This is a genomic window from Thermococcus aciditolerans (assembly GCF_008152015.1).
Classification (GTDB): Archaea; Methanobacteriota_B; Thermococci; order Thermococcales; family Thermococcaceae; genus Thermococcus; species Thermococcus celericrescens.
Window position 1 is genome coordinate 2,085,220 of record NZ_CP041932.1, and the last position, 17,414, is coordinate 2,102,633.

Consider the following 17,414-nt stretch of genomic DNA (forward strand, 5'->3'; position numbering starts at 1 on the left):
GTATCACCGTATCAGTATCAGCTTTCCCGGAAACGGCTCGTAAATGTAGCCGGTGGCTATAAACTTTTCAATCAGGTTGAGGGCGTCCCGCTCGTTAAAGCCGTTCTTCAGCATCTCTCTCAGGAACTCCTCCCGGGTAACTTCTCCGAAGGGGCTTGTGGAGGCGAGGTCGTGGAAGATCTGGAGGGCCTTCTGGGCACGGACATCGTAGGGGATGTAGCGCTCGTACTCCTTTTCGAGCTTCATTATGACCTCAGGCCGCTTTTTAATGAGCTCGCCAAAAAACACGCTCCACTCGTTCAGTATCGTATCGTCGATCTCTCTGACGTCTTTAACCGCCCTGTCAGTTACTTTCCCGTAGAACCGAGTGATAGCTCCAAAGAGCCTGCTGTCAAGATAGAACCTCATCCCCAGGTGGAGCACGCCGCTGGGGGTTGTCAGCTTCTCAAACGTTTCTCTGTACTCTCTCCTGCCCCATCTTCTCCATTTCAGATGCTCGTCCCTCAGTCTGCTCAGTTCCTCGTGGCTCATTGAGAGATAGCGTTCCCTGTTGATGAAAATGGTCACGAGCAGATTGGGAATCAGCTGCCGGAATTCCCGGTTCTCCTCGAAGTATGGCTTTTCATCCCACGGCATGAGCACAAAGGGGGTTTCGGAGATTTTGGCCAGGGGGTCTGTTGGGTTTGCCTCGACATCCCGGGGCAGCAGACCGATCGCCCTTTTGTTCACTATATGCCCCTCGCTCCATTTCGGCACTCTCACCAGCCCTCTCCTGGAGGAGGGGGTGTAGTATCTCATGTCTGTCCCGTTGGGGTTGCGTATCCGGAAATCGATGTCCAGTACGGGGTCGCTTATTTCAAGGGCAGTCTCTTTCCTCAAGCGGACCTCCCACGGCAGGCTCGACTGGAAGTATTTCAGGGCCTTCCAGAGGGCGAGTAGCCCCATGTTTTCCCCGTACTTGTAGACGGTGTACTCAAAACCCTCGCCCCATTGGGGGGCCTCGCTTCCCCAGAGGATATACGGGACGCCGTAGAGTGAATAGATAAGGGCCTTCATCATGTCCTTGCGGACGTAGATGGTCCTTTCGAACAGGTCAACCACCTCGCGCCTGCTCAGCGCAAACTCCCGGTAGTCCTTCCAGTACTCCGAGTAGTCCCTTCCTTCGATTGAAGCGGCGTGAACCATCCTCAGGTTTCCCCAGCGGTACGCGTCCGCGGTTCCCCTCACCGCAACGTAGCTCCCGGGCCTGACGTCCCCGCTGACCATCGTGCCCTCCGTTGCCCGTATCACCAGGTACGTCCTGAACTCGTCCCTCCCGAGTCTCGCCAGCTCTGAGGGGGAGAGGGGGGACAGGAGGTAGTATGCGGCGTCCCTTGGGGCGTTGGGGGGCTTTCTGCCCAGCAGAAAACCCGCTATCTCAACGCCCTCACCGTTTTTAAGCCGCTGGATTCTCAACTGAAACTCCCTGAGCCGTCTGCCGGGACTCAGCGGCTCCCTTGCCCTCTCCAGTCTCAGCAGTTCCAGTATCTCCCTCTCCATCGACGGTTCTATTGACCGTAAAGTTTATAAACCCTCCGCGGCAGGTATGTATCGGTACGGCGGTCATAGCGGCGGGGTCACACCCGGTCTCGTTTCGACCCCGGAAGTTAAGCCCGCCAGCGATCCCGGGTGTACTGCCCTCCGAGAGGGGGCGGGAAACCGGGGACGCCGCCGGCCGCTAACCATTACCTGTTCTCTGGATAATCACCTACACAAAAGTTATTTAAATATCCCGGGGTATTTTTTAACGGTTGGTGGTTATGCTCAAGAAGTCCAAAAGGGGCAGTGTCAACTGGGATTACATCAAGGAGAGGCATCCCGGCGTCATCGACGAGTTGAAAACCCTCCGCGATTGGGACAGCGTTAAGTCTGCGATTCCCGAATCCGAGACCGCTTCAGACTACTCCATTCTTGCGCTGGAAGCCATAGCCGCCCTCATCAGGGAGCTTCGTATGGACAGGGAGATGCTTGGCGAGCGTATTGAGGTTCTCAACCGCAAGCTCGAGGAGCTAAGTGCGTCCAGCAGGGAATCCTCCCATTCCCTGGAGAAACGTATTAAGAGCCTGGAAGACCAGCTGATGGAACTTGAACGCAGAACCCTTTTCCTCGACAGCGTTGAGATGCTCGTGCCCCGCCTCGGCGAGATGGAGGAGCGCATGGAGCGCCTCCCTGGCGAGATTATGAAGCGCCTCGAGGAGCGGTACGGCAGGAAAATGGATGAGTTTGTAAGGGCGTACGTGGAGGAGCGTCTCAAGACCTTTGAGGAGCAGATGAAGAAGGACGTTTTTGGGGTGAGTGTGGATCTCGCTGACACTCTTCTAAAGATACAGCAGAGGTACGAGGAGCTTGTTGCGGAGAACGTTCGTCTCAGGTCCGCCCTTCATGAGAAAGAGAGGCTCCAGAAAGCCCTCATCGAAAAAGATCGGGAGATTGAGGACCTGAAACGAAAACTGGCTGCTCTTAGGGACATGTCCCAGAGAGTGGATGTCCTCAGTAAGAGACTGTCGGAATACGAGGCAAAACTTGCCGAGATCAACCATATCCGCAAGGAACTCGCGGCGCTAACGGGCACGAGTGACATGGATGCCGCGCTTACTATCCTGAAGACGCAGTTCATCCCCAAGTCCAAGTTCGAGAGCACCCTTCATGAGGTTAAGAACATCCTCCAGGAGGTCGAGGGGATACGACAGGAGAACGCCAGACTCCGCAAGGAGAATGAGAAGCTCAAGGAGGCGCTGAAGACGTTTCTCCAGGAGAGATTGGAGGATTCATCCCTCCCTGTCGAGGATGGTGAGTCTGGTTAACCCTTCCTCCACCTTCTTTGTTACGAGGTCGCTCCTGTCGTCTACCTCCTCAAGTTTGGCCCGTATAATCTTCCTTAATTTCTCGTTCAGCTCAGCTATACGGACCAGGGTCTCAACTGTGCTGGCCCTAACGACCTCGTCCCTGTCGTGGAGCAGGCTGAAGAGTTTGGGCAGGAACGGGCTCACATACCTTATCCCGTTTTCACCGAGCGCCGAGATGAAGTTCAGTGCCGTCAGTTTGTCGGTGGTGTCCCTGGAGGTCAGCATGTACCCGATGTCTCTGAAGATGTTGCCGAGCAGCGCGGGTTTGACCCTCATTATCTCCTCAAGAACGTAGGCCATGTTCACCTTTATCTTGGGGTCTCCCACGCGGTAGTTGGCGAATATTGCCGGTAGAACCCGGGATACCTTGTCGGGCACGACCTCCGCGAGGACTCCGAATGCCCTGGCTATCTCCTGTGTGAGGGGAACGGCCTCGCTCCTTCTCAGCATCACCATGAGCTTGGTTATTAGGGACTCGTGAAGCTCAGGCATGTCTTTTACCACTTCCACAATTACTCTCAGGGCGTTTTTCTGTACTGTCCATAGATCATCGTCGAGAAGGAGAAGAACCTCTTTGAGGGTCTCCTTGCTGGCGGTGGCGCGGATCAGTACTTCTTCCACGCCCTCCCCCGTCGCCAATGCTTCCCTGATGTCCAGCTCCCCGTCCATTCAATCACCATTGTAGGTTACTGCAAAGGTTTATATAAGCTTTTCACTTAGCCTCTTCGGGGGATAAACCATGAAACGGGGAGTTCCAGTGATTCTAATGCTGTTGCTGGCTTTTTCTTTGTCTGCGCAGGCGCTTGCGGAGCAGAGTCCCGTGCTGTGGAAAGGTGAGGTATGCAGTGACGTCCAGTACCAGAAAAGCATTGAGGCAGTCGCGATCCTCGGCGGCAGGGTCTACGCGGGATGCTCCTACAGGCAGCTGGCCAACGCCAGTGGCATGGTGGGTATCTACTACCTGGGAACCACCGCCGCGTACTCGTCCAACGGCACCTTCCTGTGGCAGAACGACTCCGGCTACGTCGTGAAGCTGTACCCCCTGCCGGATGGGAGCGTTTTGGTGGGGAGCATGGGGGGTTTCATAACCTTTGACCTGGACGGCAGGTTTGCGGCCAGAAACCTCACGATGAACAAGCTTTACGATTTTCAGATCGTTGGGAAGGATGTTTACGCAGTTGACGGCGACTTTTTCCTTGAGAACGGCAGCGAGTCGTACGTTGGTCATCTGTACCGCGGAACCCTTGTGAACGATACCGTAATACTGAACGGCTGGACTCTCAACTTTACCTCCCTCGTCAGCAGGGTCAGAGTCGGGGATGGGATTATCTACGTTGGTGCTGGATTCCCCTCAGGGTACGTTGGCCCCTGGCAGTTCGGCTACGTCTACGGCGTTCTGCCCAACGGGACCCTTGCCTGGACTGTGGAGACGGGCCAGTGGGTCAGGGACATGGAGTCCTGGGGGAGCGGCGTGCTGGCGGGGACCGGAAACGGTACCTCAGAGGGGCGCCTATACATGATAAGTTCCGATGGGAAGGTACTCTGGGAACGGGAGCTGTTCTACACCGAGGACATCGAAGTGAACGGTGACACCGCCTACATCGGGGGAATGGGCTCCGCCGGTGGAGAACTCGTGGCACTGGACTCCTCTGGAAACGTTCTGTGGAACCAGAGCTTCCCGTACAGGGTTAAGGTGGTTAAATACGCTGACGGTGTGCTCCTGGTGGGTACGGGTAAGTTCGAGAGCAGGGACGAGAACGGAACCACGGTCATCTACAGTGTTGGCTCCCTCTACGCAGTTGACCCCGCCGACGGCAGTATCCTTGGAGAGCTCCCGAATCTGGGCTACGTTCGCAGCATTGCGGTTGAGAAAGGAACCGCGGTGGTTGGAACCGCCAGCTCGGCGTTCTATGCAGTTGATGTTGAGAAGCTTGCGGGAAATGGGGGTGAGAAGAGCATCTGCGGGCCAGCCGCCATTGTGGCACTGGCACTCCTTGGCCTTCTCGTGAGAAGGCGCTGATTCTCCCTGTTTTCTATTTACATAGCCACGAGTCCGTACTCTATGAGCTTGTTGACTATCTTTCTGCCGTCCCTGGTCAGGTCCACAACCTTTCTTATCATAACGATTTTTAGAAGCCCCTTGTCTATCATCCTGTCGTATATCTCCTCTATCTCCCTCTCGCTTAACCCGAGGAACTGGTGGACCTCAAGGGGGTTGAGTCCCGAGTACAGCGCCATGAGTATCTGCTTTTCGGTCTCGTCGAGGCTCTCCAGCTCCTTCAACTCCTTCTCCATGACCTCCTTGAATTCCGCCTGGAGCGTTGGGAACTCCTTTGAGACCTTGAGTATGAACTCGAAATAGCTCGGGATGTACTTGAGCAGGTAGCGCAGTACGAACAGGCGGGTTTTCTTCTCGGGTATGTGCAGATACGAGGTAACGGTCTCGTTGATGTAGAAATGCTTCACCTTCCACGCTTCGATTTTCTTCCCGTTCAGGTCGACCTGCTCTATGTCCATGTCTTCGACGTCGGAGAACACCGGTATTGGCCTCCTGTCCTGGTCAAGGATGACAATGTTGCGCTCGGTTTTGCCCCTCTTGGCTGACTTTACTGAAACTATCCGCAGGGAACCGTCCTGCCATGAGGACTCCATGTTTATCGCTCCACCCTTCATCCTGGCCAGTTGCACCTTCACAGCCTTTCCGTTTATGAGCGTCTCGAAGAGTGTGTGGATGAATTCACGGAATTTGTTCTCATCGTATATAAGGAGGTTGTCCCCTATCGTGAGGATCAGGGTGAGCTCTCCCCTGCCCGGCAGGTAGAACTTCATCCCGAAGTGCTCCCTCTCGGGGTTGAGCTTGTAATTATCCGGGACGTTCACGCCAATGTCGGTGAGTGATGAAAACGGGAAATTGTCCTCTCCAACGACCTCTCCCATCTTGAGGTACCTGAGGATAAGCCTGTCGTTGTGTATCCCACCTATCGCGTCCCTCCAGGTTGCCCTTCCGGATCCCTTCCATGATGAGATTATGGTTGCTTTGACCCTTGTTTCCGTCACTGCCATAGTTCATCCCCTTTTTGGTACCCCTCAGGTGAGGGCGTTGTACTCCTCCAGCTGCCTCTCCAGCCTCTCCAGCTTGGAGCGGAGCTTCTCACATTCCTGGGTGAGCTTCACCTCCAGAGGAGTCACGGCGGGATTCTCGCCCCTGCCCTCTATGAGCTCGTCGATGATATTTATGGCACTGTTTATATTGCTTGTGATTTTGATGAGGGCCTCCTCGGGTGGGAGCGTCATCTGGCTCTTTCCGTCCTTACTCCTGACCACAACTGGGAGTTTCGTTTTTGCAACGTAGTTCATCATGAGGTTCAGCTTTTCTCTGTCCCTCTGGCTCGGGAAACGGGCCAGCCACAGGCGCTTGAACTCATCCAGCTCCGCCAGCACCTTCATGAGGAAGGCGTTGTATTCCTCCTCGCTCACGTATCCCAGGGTGTAACCCCTGGCGACGTCAAGCAACATGCCGAGCCTCTCCTTCTCTCTCTTGGCCTCGTTGAGCACGTTCTGCACCTTTTCGTCTATCACCTTACGGAGCTTCTGTATAAGCTCCTCCTCGTTGACGCCGGAGACGCTCATCTTTTTCGGTTGCTCCACCACGGTCGCTGCTTTCTGCTGCTTCGTTCCTCCTGGCCGGGAGGCCGCACTGCTCTCCCTCAGCTCGCGCTCCACCAGTACGGCGTAGAGCTCACCCATCTGGTTGTTGAGTGTGTTGGATATGATGTATGCCGAAAGCACGGTTCCGAGCAGCACCACGACGGCTATGACCGCTATCATCACCCAGTCCATCTTCCCACCCCCGATGCTGTGTAAAGAAGGAAAACAATGAAAGAGCCTCAGAGTTTGAACCTGCCGATGATGTCCCTCAGGTTTTCCACGATGTTTTTGAGGTCTTTGGCGGCTCTTTCGAGTTCTTCGGTTGCTGCGGTTTGTTCTTCCACCGCTGAGCTTACCTCCTCAGCCGAAGCCGTGGTTTCCTCGGCGCTCGCGGCTAAATTCTCCAGAGACCTCAAAGCATTCTCAACCTCATCCTGCGTCTTAACAATCTGCTCCTTAACCTCGCCCATCCTCGAACTGGCATCCTGTAGTAACTCCGCTATGTTGGTTAGGTACGTTACCGTTTCCCTTAGAGTCTCGGCGCTCTCACTGACGACGCTGACGCCTCTGTCGGTTCTTTCGGCTGCGTCCTTGATTTCGCCGGTGATCTGGTCGATAATGTTCTTGATGTTGTCCGCAGCCTGCTTGCTCTCCTCCGCAAGCTTCCTGATCTCCTGGGCGACGACCGCGAAGCCCCTTCCTGCCTCTCCAGCACGAGCAGCTTCTATCGCCGCGTTCAAGGCGAGCAAGTTCGTCTGCTCGGCAATGTTCGTAATCACATTCGTAATCTCTTCAATACTCCTGCTCATCTCGGCGATTTTTTTGACTGCTCCTTCGATATCGTTCATCATTTCTTGGATGCTTTCGATTTGTTTGGCTGAGGTTTCGCCTTTTTGTCTGCCTTCGTTGGCTATTGTGACGACTTCGTTTACTGCTGCTTCAAACTCGTCCATTGCTCTGACGCTTTCGGCGCTTGTTTCTGAAACAAAGCGCATTCCTTCGGTTATTTCGTTGATGTGCTCCTGCTGCCTCTGGGCCTCAATGCTAACCTGCTGTACTGCCTCGTTTACTTGGTTGATGGCTTCGGTGACGTCGGTTGTGATTTGGGCGAGGACGTTGGCTTTTTTGTCGAGTTCGTTGGTAACGTTGACTATCTCACTGATTAAACCCTTGAGTTTGTGGGTTGTGTCCCTCAGGTCCTCCAGGATTTCTTTAAGCTCTCCCTTGGCCTCCATGCTCATGCCGTTGCTCAAATCACCCTCCGCCAGGCGCTCAAGCTTCTCTCCTATGGTGTTGAGTGTTCCTACGAGGTCTTTGCCCACTGCTTCGAAGGCTTTTATGAGGGCTCCAATCTCGTCGTCCTCAATATAGTGAATTTGCTTGAGCCGATTGCTCACGTCGCTTAATCTCCCCTCGGCCAAAGCCTGCGCAACACTCCTAAGCTCCTCAAGCGGCCTGAGTGAGTTTGACACCATCCTGTACGAGACACCGATGAGCGCGGCCGAGATTACGAGGATGATGACGCTGAGCATGAGGGCGGACTTTGAGGTGGTTTCCTTGGTGTCCTCTATGACTTTGATTACCCCTCCACTCACCTCGCTGACTGGAACCTTGGCGAAGACGTACCATCCGGTGCTGGGTATTCTGACGCCGGCAGCGACAGCCTGGACTCCGTTGAACGTGTAGGTCACCACATCCTTGTCCTTACCGCTCCGTATGATGTCCGCAACTGGCTTGAGGCTCGGCACGTCAAAGACGTTGAGGTTCATTATGTAGTCGTGGTTGGGGTGCATGTAGGTCATTCCATTGGCTCCCGCCACGGTCACGTAGCCGGTGTCCCCTATGGTGACCCCGTCTATCCTCTTCGTCAGGGTGTCTATGAAAACGTCCAGGCCGACGACACCGACGAGCCTGCCGTTGTAGTGAACGGGAATTGCATAGGTAATAACCCACTTCCCACTTGAGGCGTCCTGGTACGGCTCGCTCCACGTCGGGCCGTTCCTCTTAACCGCCTCCTGGTACCACGGCCTGACCCTCGGGTCGTAGCCCTCTGGGAGCTCCTGCTTGGGATATATGAACATGTTGCCATTCGCATCGCCAAAATACACTGCGCTGAGGGAGGCCTCGGAGTCGGCTATGACCGCGAAGTGCTCCATGAGAAGCGGCTGGAGTTTGTCGGCGTAGCCGGGATCGCCGAAGTCTATTCCATCCAGCTGAAGCTGTTTCAGGGACAGCTCAACGGAGCCTTCAGTGGCACTGCCGAGGGATTCCACGGTGCTGAAGAACCCCTGAAACTCCATGGCTATGGCGGTGGCCTGGGCCATCACCGCGTCCTGGGCCTGTTCCTCAACGAGGGGTGCCATCTTTGTTTCAATCAGTTTGGCGGTATTGTTGCCTGTGTACAGCATCATTCCTCCGGCTATCACGGTTACCAGCAAAAGCGCCACAACCACAATACCTATCACTTTTTTCTTAAACTCCATCCGTAACCCTCCCCGACGTTTCTTAGGTTGTCAGTACACCCTCTCGGTTATCTGCCCGTTGGAGACCCGTCTCATTCTAACCTTGCCCGTGGTTAAATCGAGATAGATTGTCCTTCCGCCTTTCCCGCCGGTATCCTCTGCCACTATCTTTATCCCGTGCCGTTTAAGCTCCCTTTTTGCGACTTCGACGTTTCTCCTGCCTATCATGAGCTTCTCGTTGGTGACGTTTGTGAACATGTGGGCGCCGCCGAATATCTTGGCCTCAGCGCGTCGGGGGTTCCCTCCCATCTTCCGGATGTCAGATATGAGGAGTTCAAGCCCAGTATCCACGTACTTCGCCGGATTTCCTTTGTTGCCGTAGTAGCTCGCCTCCGGCAGGAGGGCGTGGAGCAGACCGCCTATCTTCGTCAGGCGGTCGTAGATGGTTATGCCAACGCAGCTGCCCAGGCCGTAGGTGCTGATTATTCCTGCCTTTTTGCCCACGGCGTAATCTCCGATTCCAACCTTTCTCTCCCCCAAGACTCAACCCTCGCCGGAACCGTTTTCCTCGGGGTCGGTATTCATCCCTGCTTCCGCCCCCTCGCTCCCGGGGATGTCCCCCTTCGTTCCAATGCTTTCTATCTGGGCTTCGAGTCTGCTCACAAGCTTGTCAAAGGCATCTTTGGTTGGAATCAGGTAAAAGAAGCTTTCCACGTCGGTGTTGGCCTGGTAGAACCTTGTCTTGAACGCCAGCACCTCGGTGACATCCCTGAGGTCGGGCCTCGCCAGCTCCCTCTCGGCATCGTACAGGCTCTCCACGGGCTTGGGCGGGCTGAGCGAGACGGATTCTCCGATGAGCTGGGCGAGTATATCTGTGTATACGGAGATGAGTATGTTGCCTATCTCCATGATGGCGGAGCGCCCCATATCGTCCATACCCTCGTCCTCCGGGTCCATTCCGAGCAGGAGCGATACCAGCGCCCTGACGCTCTTCTTCGGGAACTGGAGTATCGTGAGGCCGCTCAGTCCTTCCGTTATGTCGAACATCACGACGAAGCTGTCCCGAATACCCCTGCTTGCTATCATCGCCAGAAACTTTGCCCTCGGAAGAACCTCCACGGCCGGAGGTTCCATCTCAATCTCGCCTATCATGTTTGAGAGTGCCGTGAGCGCGTGGCTCATTGCTATGTTCGACGCTTCCCTAAATATGTCCTGATACCACTCCGACGACCAGCTCTTGTGCTCGCTCATGCAAATCCCCCCAGAAGGGTTTCGATGATCTTCTTCATGGAGGCGGGGTGGGGCAGTATCATGAAGTGCTCCCTGAACTGGACTGTTTCCATGTGGATGGTGGTCTTGAGGAGCATGGTGTAATCGCAGTACTGGCCGATGTCCGCGAGTGCGAAGTCCAGTATCGCAGGGGTGAAGTCAACCGCCATATCCGGTGGGGTCTGGTCTATGTTTGTTCCAAGGAACTCACTGAGGGCGTTGGCGAAGGCGGAGATTAGGATGTTGCCTGCCTCCAGGACAGCGGACTGAACCATATCATCGAACTCCGTTGTTGAACCCGGAGGCATCCCTGTCATTAGGTCAAACATCCTGAGCGCATCCTCAAAATCCAGAAAGAAGAAGGCGTGGCCATCAAAGCCACCGCTGAGTCCGATGTAGACTGCTACCTTCACGTCTTCGCCCACCCTCTCGGGCACGCTCCTGATTGGCACTATCTCTATCTCCGGTACTGTAATGTTGACGGTGAGACCCGTCATCTCGCTGAGCGCGTCGGCTGCCCTGGAAGCGCCTATGTTGAAGGTCTCAACGAGTGCGCTCCTGGCGAACTCATCGAGGTCTTTGATGTAATTCTCATAGTTCTCAGAGTCCACCCCTACCACCACCGAGCAGTCCGTTTATCTCGATGATTAAAACAACACTGCCGTCTCCGAGTATAGTGGCGCCGGCGAAGCCGCTGATGTGTGAGAGCATCTTTCCGAGGCTCTTGATGACTATGTCCTTCTTGTGGAGGAGCTTATCAACGCCGACCGCTACCTTCTGTGCGCCGAGGTCTATTATTATCGCCGGGAACTCGTCCTTCTCAGGAACCGGCAGTCCAAAGAGCTCGTGGAGCATTACGACGGGTATTATCTCGCCGCGGAGCACTATTACCTCCTTGCCGCCTATGCTCTTCATGTTCTCGCGCCTTATCTCTATGCTCTCGAGTATGTTGTTTATCGGAACCGCGTAGACCTCCCCCTGGACCTCAATGAGCAGCGCCTGGATGATGGCCATGCTCACCGGCAGCTTGAGCACGAACACGGAACCTTTGCCCACCTTGCTCTGGACGGATATGCTTCCGTTGAGGCTCTTGACGACGTCCTTGACGACGTCCATGCCCACGCCCCTTCCGGATACGTCGGTGACCTGCTCCTTTGTGCTGAATCCGGGCAGGAAGATCAGGTTTATCGCTTCCTCGTCGCTCATCTCCATGGCCTGCTCGGGGGTGATGAGGCCCTTCTCCAGCGCCTTCCTCTTTATCTTCTCGGGATCGATGCCGCGGCCGTCGTCCTTTACTATGATCTCAACGTGGCTTCTCTCGCGCCTCGCAATGAGTTCGAGCCTGCCCGCGCGTGGCTTTCCAGACTTCTCCCTTTCTTCCGGCGCCTCTATTCCGTGGTCTATGGCGTTCCTCAGGAGGTGGACGAGGACATCACCGAGTTTGTCAAGTATCGTTCTGTCCACCTCTATATCGGCGCCCTCTATGACAAACTCGACCTCCTTGCCCATCTTTCTCGCCAGCTCGCGAACCATGCGCGGGAACTTGTTGAAGACTTCCGCCACCGGCGTGAGGCGCATCTCCATGATCTCGTCCTGAAGCTCGGTGAGGAGCCTTGAGAGGGTTGAGAGGGTCTCGAGCAGCTCGCGGTCTCCGAGCCTCTCCGCTATCTGCTCCAGCCGGCCCTTCGTGATGACCAGCTCACCGACGAGGTTCATCAGCCTGTCCAGATGGCCGACGTCGACCTTGATTATCTTGGAGACCTTCACCTTGGGGGTCGAGGGAGGTTTCTTCTTTTTGGCGGCCTTGGTTTCCGCAGTGCGGGGGGCTTTTTCTTTTGATGGGCTCTCCTGGACGGGCCTTTGGGCATCGATGACATCGCCCTCGATGATTTCAACGTCCTGAACATCGGGATGCTTGAGAACCGCCTTGGATATCTCCTCCTGAGAAACGTTTGAGACGAGCAGAACCCTGAAATAGTGCCCGTCGATTAGCTCTCCGTTCTGAATCGCAATGGGGTCGGGGATGGTTCTCTGAACGTCTCCCATCTTTTGAAGATCCTGAAGAACCAGGTACGAGCGCACCCCTTTGAGGGGGGCGTCTTTCTGCACGTACACTGTGACCGTGTACGTTTTCGCACCCTCGCCCGCGGCCTGTCCCTGCACCTCGACCTCGGCATCCTCGACCTCGGGATGCCGGGTCACGATAGTTTTTATCTTTTCTGGACTTTCTTCGGTCGCGATTACAAACTCGAGTACGCCCACGTCGGCTTTTCCGTCCTCGATTATCTTCCTGTCGGGACTGGTTTGAAGGACTTCCCCTATGTCTTCCAGATCCGAGAGTATCAGGAACGCCCTGACTCCCTTAAGCTGGGCGTCTTTGTGGAAGTGAACCCTAACGCGGTATACCCTGCCGGGGACGCCTTCCTCGGGGGCTTCGCCTCCTCCCTCGCCCTCCTCCATCTGGGGCGGTTCCGCCGGAGACGCTGCCTCCTCTGCGGAACCACTCTCGCGTTTGGCACCTTCCCCTTCGCCAAAGAACCTCTCCGCCTTGGCGAATAGGTCCTCCACGTCAAAATCTCCTTCGTTGCCGTTCTCCTCTATGCTGTCGACCATTCCCTCAATGGCGTCGAGAAACTCCAGAAGTACATCGATAAGCTCAGGCGTCGGCTCCACCTTTCCGCTCCTCACGAGGTCAAAGAGGTTCTCCATCTTGTGGGCAACCTCGCTGAGCTTCATGAAGCCCATCGTGGCGGCTGTGCCCTTCAGCGTGTGGGCATCGCGGAAAATCTGGTCTATCATTGCCTTCTTCTCTTCCTCGCTGCCCCCGTCCCTGACGATTTTCTCCAGCGTTAGTATGGCGTTGCTCAGGCTGTCTATCCTATCCCTCGCGTCGGCGAGGAACTCATCTAGATACTGCGAAAGATCTTCCACCGGCACCACCCCGGTTAACTTTGTTTACTGCCATCACCATCGTCTCTGCAATTTTATCCAGCGGGACGACATGGTCCACCATGCCGGTCTCAATCGCGGCCTTGGGCATGCCGAAGATTATGGAAGTCTCCCTGTCCTGTGCTATCGTGATTCCTCCCTTCTTCTTGATGGCGACTATTCCCTGAGCCCCGTCCTTGCCCATTCCCGTCATGACGATGCCGACCGTCCTGCGCCCGAACACCTCCGCGGCGGTTATCATCATGGGGTCGGCGGCAGGCCGCACGCCGTGTATCTTCGGTTTCTTGTTGAGCGTTATGACGGGCTTTCCGGCCCTCATCTGCACCTCCATATGGTAATCCCCGGGCGCCACGTAGGCCTTCCCTTCCTCTATTGGATCCCCGTCTTCAGCCTCTTTGACGTCTATCCTGCTAAGACTGTCGAGCCTCTTCGCAAAGGACCTTGTAAACCCCGGCGGCATGTGCTGGACGAGCAGTACCGCTGCCTTCAGGTTCTCGGGGAACTTTGGGAAGACCCTCAGCAGTGACTGGGGGCCTCCCGTGGAGGACGCTATGGTGACAACGGTCTTTGCCGGGACGCTGGGTTTTCTGGTTTTGATCTTCTGTGCCCTGAGCAGTCTGGTTCTCCTGAGTTCCAGGAACCTTCTTGGGACCCTTGCCGCTTCCTTGATCTTCGCTATTATCTCTTCCCGCATCTCCTTCATGTTGATGGAGATGGATGAGCTCGGCTTGGGGATGAAGTCTATCGCCCCGTACTCCAGGGCTTTGATGGTGGCCTCGGCGCCCTCCTGGGTCAGGGCGCTCACCATTATGACCGGGAGGGGGGCCTGCTTCATTATAACCCGGAGGGCGTCGAGGCCGTTCATCTTGGGCATTTCAATGTCAAGCGTCACGACGTCCGGCCTGTGGAGCTTTGCTAAGCTGATGGCCTCAATACCATCCCTGGCTTCGCAGCAGACCTCCAGCTCGGGATCCGAATTTATGATGTCTCGGAGTATTTTTCTCATGAACGCGGAGTCGTCGACAACCATTACCCGGATTTTTCGGGAGGGGGAACTCAGTGGCATCAATCTCCACCCTCAGCCGGACAGTACTCTTGATATCTCCTCGAGCACCTTGGGGGCCTGGAACGGCTTGACTATGTACCCTGAAGCTCCTGCCTTGAGTGCTTCCATGACCTTTCCTTCCTGCCCAACCGCGGTGATCATTATTATCTTGGCGTCTGGATCCACCTTCTTTATCTCCTGAACCGCCGTAATGCCGTCCATCTCGGGCATGACGATGTCCATGGTGACCACGTCCGGCTTCAGCTCCTGGTACTTCTGGACCGCCTCCTTTCCATTGCCCGCCTCCCCAACGACCTGGTGGCCGCCCTGGGTCAGTATCTTCTTCAGCAGCATGCGCATGAAAGCGGCATCATCCACCACCAAAACCTTTGCCATGTTTTTTCACCTCCAGATTTTTGCGATAGATCCTTGCGACGAGGTCATGCAGCTTAAACATCTTCGCGGCATTGCCGAGGATCGTCTCGGTCTTGCCGAGCACGAGATACCCGTGATCCTCCAGTGAATCATAAAGTTTGGCAAATATCTCCTCCTGGGCGTCCCGCTTTATGTATATGAGCACGTTGCGGATGAATATGATATCGAACCCCTTCGGGTACGTGGTGCTGAAGAGGTTGAACTGCCGGAAATTGACCAGGCGCTTTACCTTTGGCGAGACCCGGTACCGCTCTTCGCTTACCCGGGTGAAGTACTTTGGTATCATGCTCCTGGGCACCTGCTTCTCAATGACATCCACGGGGTATTCCCCCTTCATTGCCACCGACAGGGCCTCCCGGTCTATGTCCGTTGCCAGTATGCTGACCCGGAATCCACCGAGGTTTTCGCCCAGCGTCTCGTACAGTGTCATGGCGATTGAGTACGGCTCCTGTCCCGTTGAGCAGGCTGCACTCCATATCTTGATGGAACTGCTGTGAATCTCCCGTTTGTACTTGACCAGCTCGGGCAGGACTTTTTTCTCCAGGGTTTTCCAGACCACCGGGTCCCTGAAGAACTCCGTGACATTGATGGCCACGGTCAGCAGGAGTTCGTCGAGCTCGTTTTTGTCGGCCTTTATGCGCCGGTAGTACTCCGTATAGCTCGTGATTCCCAGTTTTCTCATCCTTGCCCGTATGCGTCTTAAGAGGTACGTGTCCTTGTAGGCGTCACTGCTAACCTTGAGGTGGCGGAACAGCTCCCGCTTGATCCTTATATAGCCGGGATCCTTAACATCCATCATCTATCTCACACATCCGTTGGGGGGTCTCCTAGGTGCTGGACTGGATATTGCAGACTCCACAAAAGCCTTGCGCTTTTGGCATAAAAAATCTTTGTGTGTAGATGGTTGTGTAGGTGCATAGGTATATCGTTACGACTTCCCCGGTTATTATTGTAACGCGTATTAAGGGTTATTACCTACATGCGAAACTCTTTTATCTCCCTGTCTCCATGGTTAAATAGTGCTGCTGGGAGGTGTGGCCAGTGAATCGCATCGCTGCCATAGTGGCGGTTGGCTCAATCCCTCTGATAACTCTCGCCGGTACCCTGGTGGCTCCATCCGTGGGTCTCATTCTGGGTCTAGGTGCATCCGCAGTCGTTGGCGCGTACGTCTCAAGAACGAGGGATAACTCCCTCCGGATTCTCGGGGCGGTTGAGGACATCTTGGAGGGAAGACATCCCGATGTAAGGGGCATCGATGAGGAAATTGCCGCCCGTCTCATCTCCATCGAACACAAGGCTGAGGCCATAAGAAAACGCAGGGTGACTGTTTCACAGCCCTGTTCCCTCGAGGGGATGGATACCGCCCTGAAAAATCTTGAAGACGCCCGGGAAAAGATCTCCTCCCTCCTCCCCATGCTCGAGATGGATGCCTCGGCGGATCCCGATTCCCTGGCCAGTCTGGTGGAGAGGGAGCGCTCCAGCATCGCCGAGCTGGGGGACTACATCCAGACCCTCACCGCGGGGATAGAGGAGATGAACACGCAGGCCCAGGCGCTGACCGACTACGCCCTCGAAACTGCTGACATGGCCGAGAGGGGCAAGAAGATTTCCGACAACGTTGCCCTCAACGTGGCCAGCATAACCGAGGTCAACCAGGACATGGAGAGGGCGGTCTCCATTCTCGTCGAGCACTCCAAGCGCATCGGGGAGATAGTTGAGGTCATAGGGGGCATCGCTGACCAGACCAACCTTCTGGCACTCAACGCCGCCATTGAGGCTGCCAGGAGCGGGGAGCACGGCAGGGGCTTCGCGGTTGTTGCAGAGAACATCCGTGAGCTCGCCGACCAGTCCAAGAAGTCCACCGACCAGATAACCGAACTCATCAGGGATATGCAGGAGAGCATAGACACCGTCGTCAGCTCCATCAAACAGGAGTTCCGTGTCACGGAGGAAATAAAGGATGCCGTTCAGGAACTCATAGCCGCCTTTGACGACATCGCCAGACGCGCCAATGAGACCGCGGGCATGATAAAAGACCTCTCGGACAGCATAGACGGGCAGGCCCAGTCGGTGCAGATGCTCATGGACACCATAGACGGTGTTTACGCCATCCAGAACGACATCTCGGACGTGATGCTGCCCCTCGTGGACTTCCTCTCAACGCTCCAGCTGCGTTTGGATGAAATACGAAAGGGTCTTAAGGCCCTTGAGGAATCTATAGACGAATCCAGAACCCTGCTGGAAAACGTTAGGAGTGCCCGGAGGTGAGGTGAATGGCCGAAATTCAGGTAGTGGCTTTTATGGTTGGAAACGAAGAGTTCTGTCTGGACATCTCGAAGGTCAGGGAAATCAAGGAAATGATGCCCATAACGCGCGTGCCCAACTCCCCGGACTTCGTTGAGGGCGTCATAAACCTCCGCGGTCAGATCACCACAGTCGTTAACCTCAAGAAACTCCTCGGGTATTACGACATGGACGAGGACCTTTCCACGAAGAAGATAATCATCGCGGAGGTTAAGGACGAGGTTATAGGCATTATAGTCGACTCCGTCTCGGACGTCATAACCCTGACCGACGACCAGATCGACCAGCCACCCAAGACCCTCACAAGCCGCGTGGACATCCGCTACATAAAGGGCATAGCGAAGATAAACGATGGAGAGAGGCTCCTCATAATGGTCGACCTTGACAAACTCCTGGGGGAGGAGTTCTAATCCCGGG

Annotated in this window: 16 protein-coding genes and 1 rRNA gene; 5 read left to right on the forward strand and 12 right to left on the reverse strand. The window is 55.4% G+C overall.

Translation table 11 applies throughout. The features are described from left to right. Positions 1-3 precede the first annotated feature (3 nt). A complete protein-coding gene (locus tag FPV09_RS11470) occupies positions 4-1,539 on the reverse strand; it encodes a hypothetical protein (RefSeq protein WP_148883492.1) in 1,536 nt (511 codons plus the stop codon). Between the two features lie 55 nt (positions 1,540-1,594). Between FPV09_RS11470 and rrf the strand changes: the two genes are divergently transcribed. Together rrf and FPV09_RS11480 are read left to right on the forward strand one after the other, a co-directional pair. Then, positions 1,595-1,716, forward strand: a 5S ribosomal RNA gene (gene rrf / locus FPV09_RS11475). A gap of 83 nt (positions 1,717-1,799) precedes the next feature. After that, entirely contained in the window at positions 1,800-2,843 is a 1,044-nt protein-coding gene (locus FPV09_RS11480; RefSeq protein WP_246112350.1) for a hypothetical protein, read from the forward strand. On the opposite strand, the gene FPV09_RS11485 is transcribed toward FPV09_RS11480, so the two are convergent. Continuing rightward, positions 2,808-3,554, reverse strand: a complete 747-nt coding sequence (locus FPV09_RS11485; RefSeq protein WP_148883493.1) for a PH0542 domain-containing protein — start codon at positions 3,552-3,554, stop codon at positions 2,808-2,810. The two genes, FPV09_RS11480 and FPV09_RS11485, sit on opposite strands and share 36 nt — an antisense overlap. A gap of 70 nt (positions 3,555-3,624) precedes the next feature. On the opposite strand from FPV09_RS11485, the gene FPV09_RS11490 reads away from it, so the two are divergent. After that, positions 3,625-4,905, forward strand: a complete 1,281-nt coding sequence (locus FPV09_RS11490) for a CGP-CTERM sorting domain-containing protein (RefSeq protein WP_148883494.1) — start codon at positions 3,625-3,627, stop codon at positions 4,903-4,905. A 17-nt stretch (positions 4,906-4,922) separates the two neighbouring features. On the opposite strand, the gene FPV09_RS11495 is transcribed toward FPV09_RS11490, so the two are convergent. The 10 genes from FPV09_RS11495 to FPV09_RS11540 are packed head-to-tail and all read right to left on the reverse strand — an operon-like array spanning position 4,923 to position 15,492. Then, positions 4,923-5,948: a CheF family chemotaxis protein gene (locus FPV09_RS11495; protein WP_058938775.1), complete on the reverse strand. Its 1,026-nt coding sequence runs from the start codon at positions 5,946-5,948 to the stop codon at positions 4,923-4,925. 24 nt (positions 5,949-5,972) lie between these two features. Then, positions 5,973-6,725, reverse strand: a complete 753-nt coding sequence (locus FPV09_RS11500) for a hypothetical protein (RefSeq protein ID WP_148883495.1) — start codon at positions 6,723-6,725, stop codon at positions 5,973-5,975. Positions 6,726-6,772: 47 nt separating this feature from the next. Next, positions 6,773-9,016 carry a methyl-accepting chemotaxis protein gene (locus tag FPV09_RS11505; RefSeq protein WP_148883496.1) on the reverse strand — a complete coding sequence of 748 codons (2,244 nt, stop codon included), beginning with the start codon at positions 9,014-9,016 and terminating at the stop codon, positions 6,773-6,775. Between the two features lie 30 nt (positions 9,017-9,046). Beyond that, positions 9,047-9,535, reverse strand: a complete 489-nt coding sequence (locus tag FPV09_RS11510; RefSeq protein ID WP_148883497.1) for a chemotaxis protein CheD — start codon at positions 9,533-9,535, stop codon at positions 9,047-9,049. A gap of 3 nt (positions 9,536-9,538) precedes the next feature. Next, on the reverse strand, positions 9,539-10,246 hold the full coding sequence (locus FPV09_RS11515) for a chemotaxis protein CheC (protein ID WP_148883498.1): 708 nt from the start codon (positions 10,244-10,246) through the stop codon (positions 9,539-9,541). After that, positions 10,243-10,875 (reverse strand): chemotaxis protein CheC, encoded by a 633-nt coding sequence (locus tag FPV09_RS11520; protein WP_148883499.1) that lies wholly within the window; start codon positions 10,873-10,875, stop codon positions 10,243-10,245. The genes FPV09_RS11515 and FPV09_RS11520 overlap by 4 nt, the downstream gene beginning before the upstream one ends. After that, a complete protein-coding gene (locus tag FPV09_RS11525) occupies positions 10,865-13,195 on the reverse strand; it encodes a chemotaxis protein CheW (RefSeq protein WP_148883500.1) in 2,331 nt (776 codons plus the stop codon). Before FPV09_RS11525 ends, FPV09_RS11520 begins: the two co-directional genes overlap by 11 nt. Beyond that, positions 13,167-14,279, reverse strand: coding sequence for a protein-glutamate methylesterase/protein-glutamine glutaminase (locus tag FPV09_RS11530; protein WP_148883501.1), 1,113 nt, complete (start codon positions 14,277-14,279; stop codon positions 13,167-13,169). The genes FPV09_RS11525 and FPV09_RS11530 overlap by 29 nt, the downstream gene beginning before the upstream one ends. Positions 14,280-14,291: 12 nt before the next feature. After that, on the reverse strand, positions 14,292-14,654 hold the full coding sequence (locus tag FPV09_RS11535; protein WP_148883502.1) for a response regulator: 363 nt from the start codon (positions 14,652-14,654) through the stop codon (positions 14,292-14,294). Beyond that, entirely contained in the window at positions 14,629-15,492 is an 864-nt protein-coding gene (locus tag FPV09_RS11540) for a CheR family methyltransferase (protein WP_148883503.1), read from the reverse strand. Before FPV09_RS11540 ends, FPV09_RS11535 begins: the two co-directional genes overlap by 26 nt. Before the next feature lie 242 nt (positions 15,493-15,734). On the opposite strand from FPV09_RS11540, the gene FPV09_RS11545 reads away from it, so the two are divergent. Both FPV09_RS11545 and FPV09_RS11550 read left to right on the forward strand, forming a co-directional pair. Further along, on the forward strand, positions 15,735-16,961 hold the full coding sequence (locus FPV09_RS11545; protein ID WP_246112272.1) for a methyl-accepting chemotaxis protein: 1,227 nt from the start codon (positions 15,735-15,737) through the stop codon (positions 16,959-16,961). Between the two features lie 5 nt (positions 16,962-16,966). After that, a complete protein-coding gene (locus FPV09_RS11550) occupies positions 16,967-17,407 on the forward strand; it encodes a chemotaxis protein CheW (protein ID WP_139681210.1) in 441 nt (146 codons plus the stop codon). Positions 17,408-17,414: the final 7 nt, after the last annotated feature.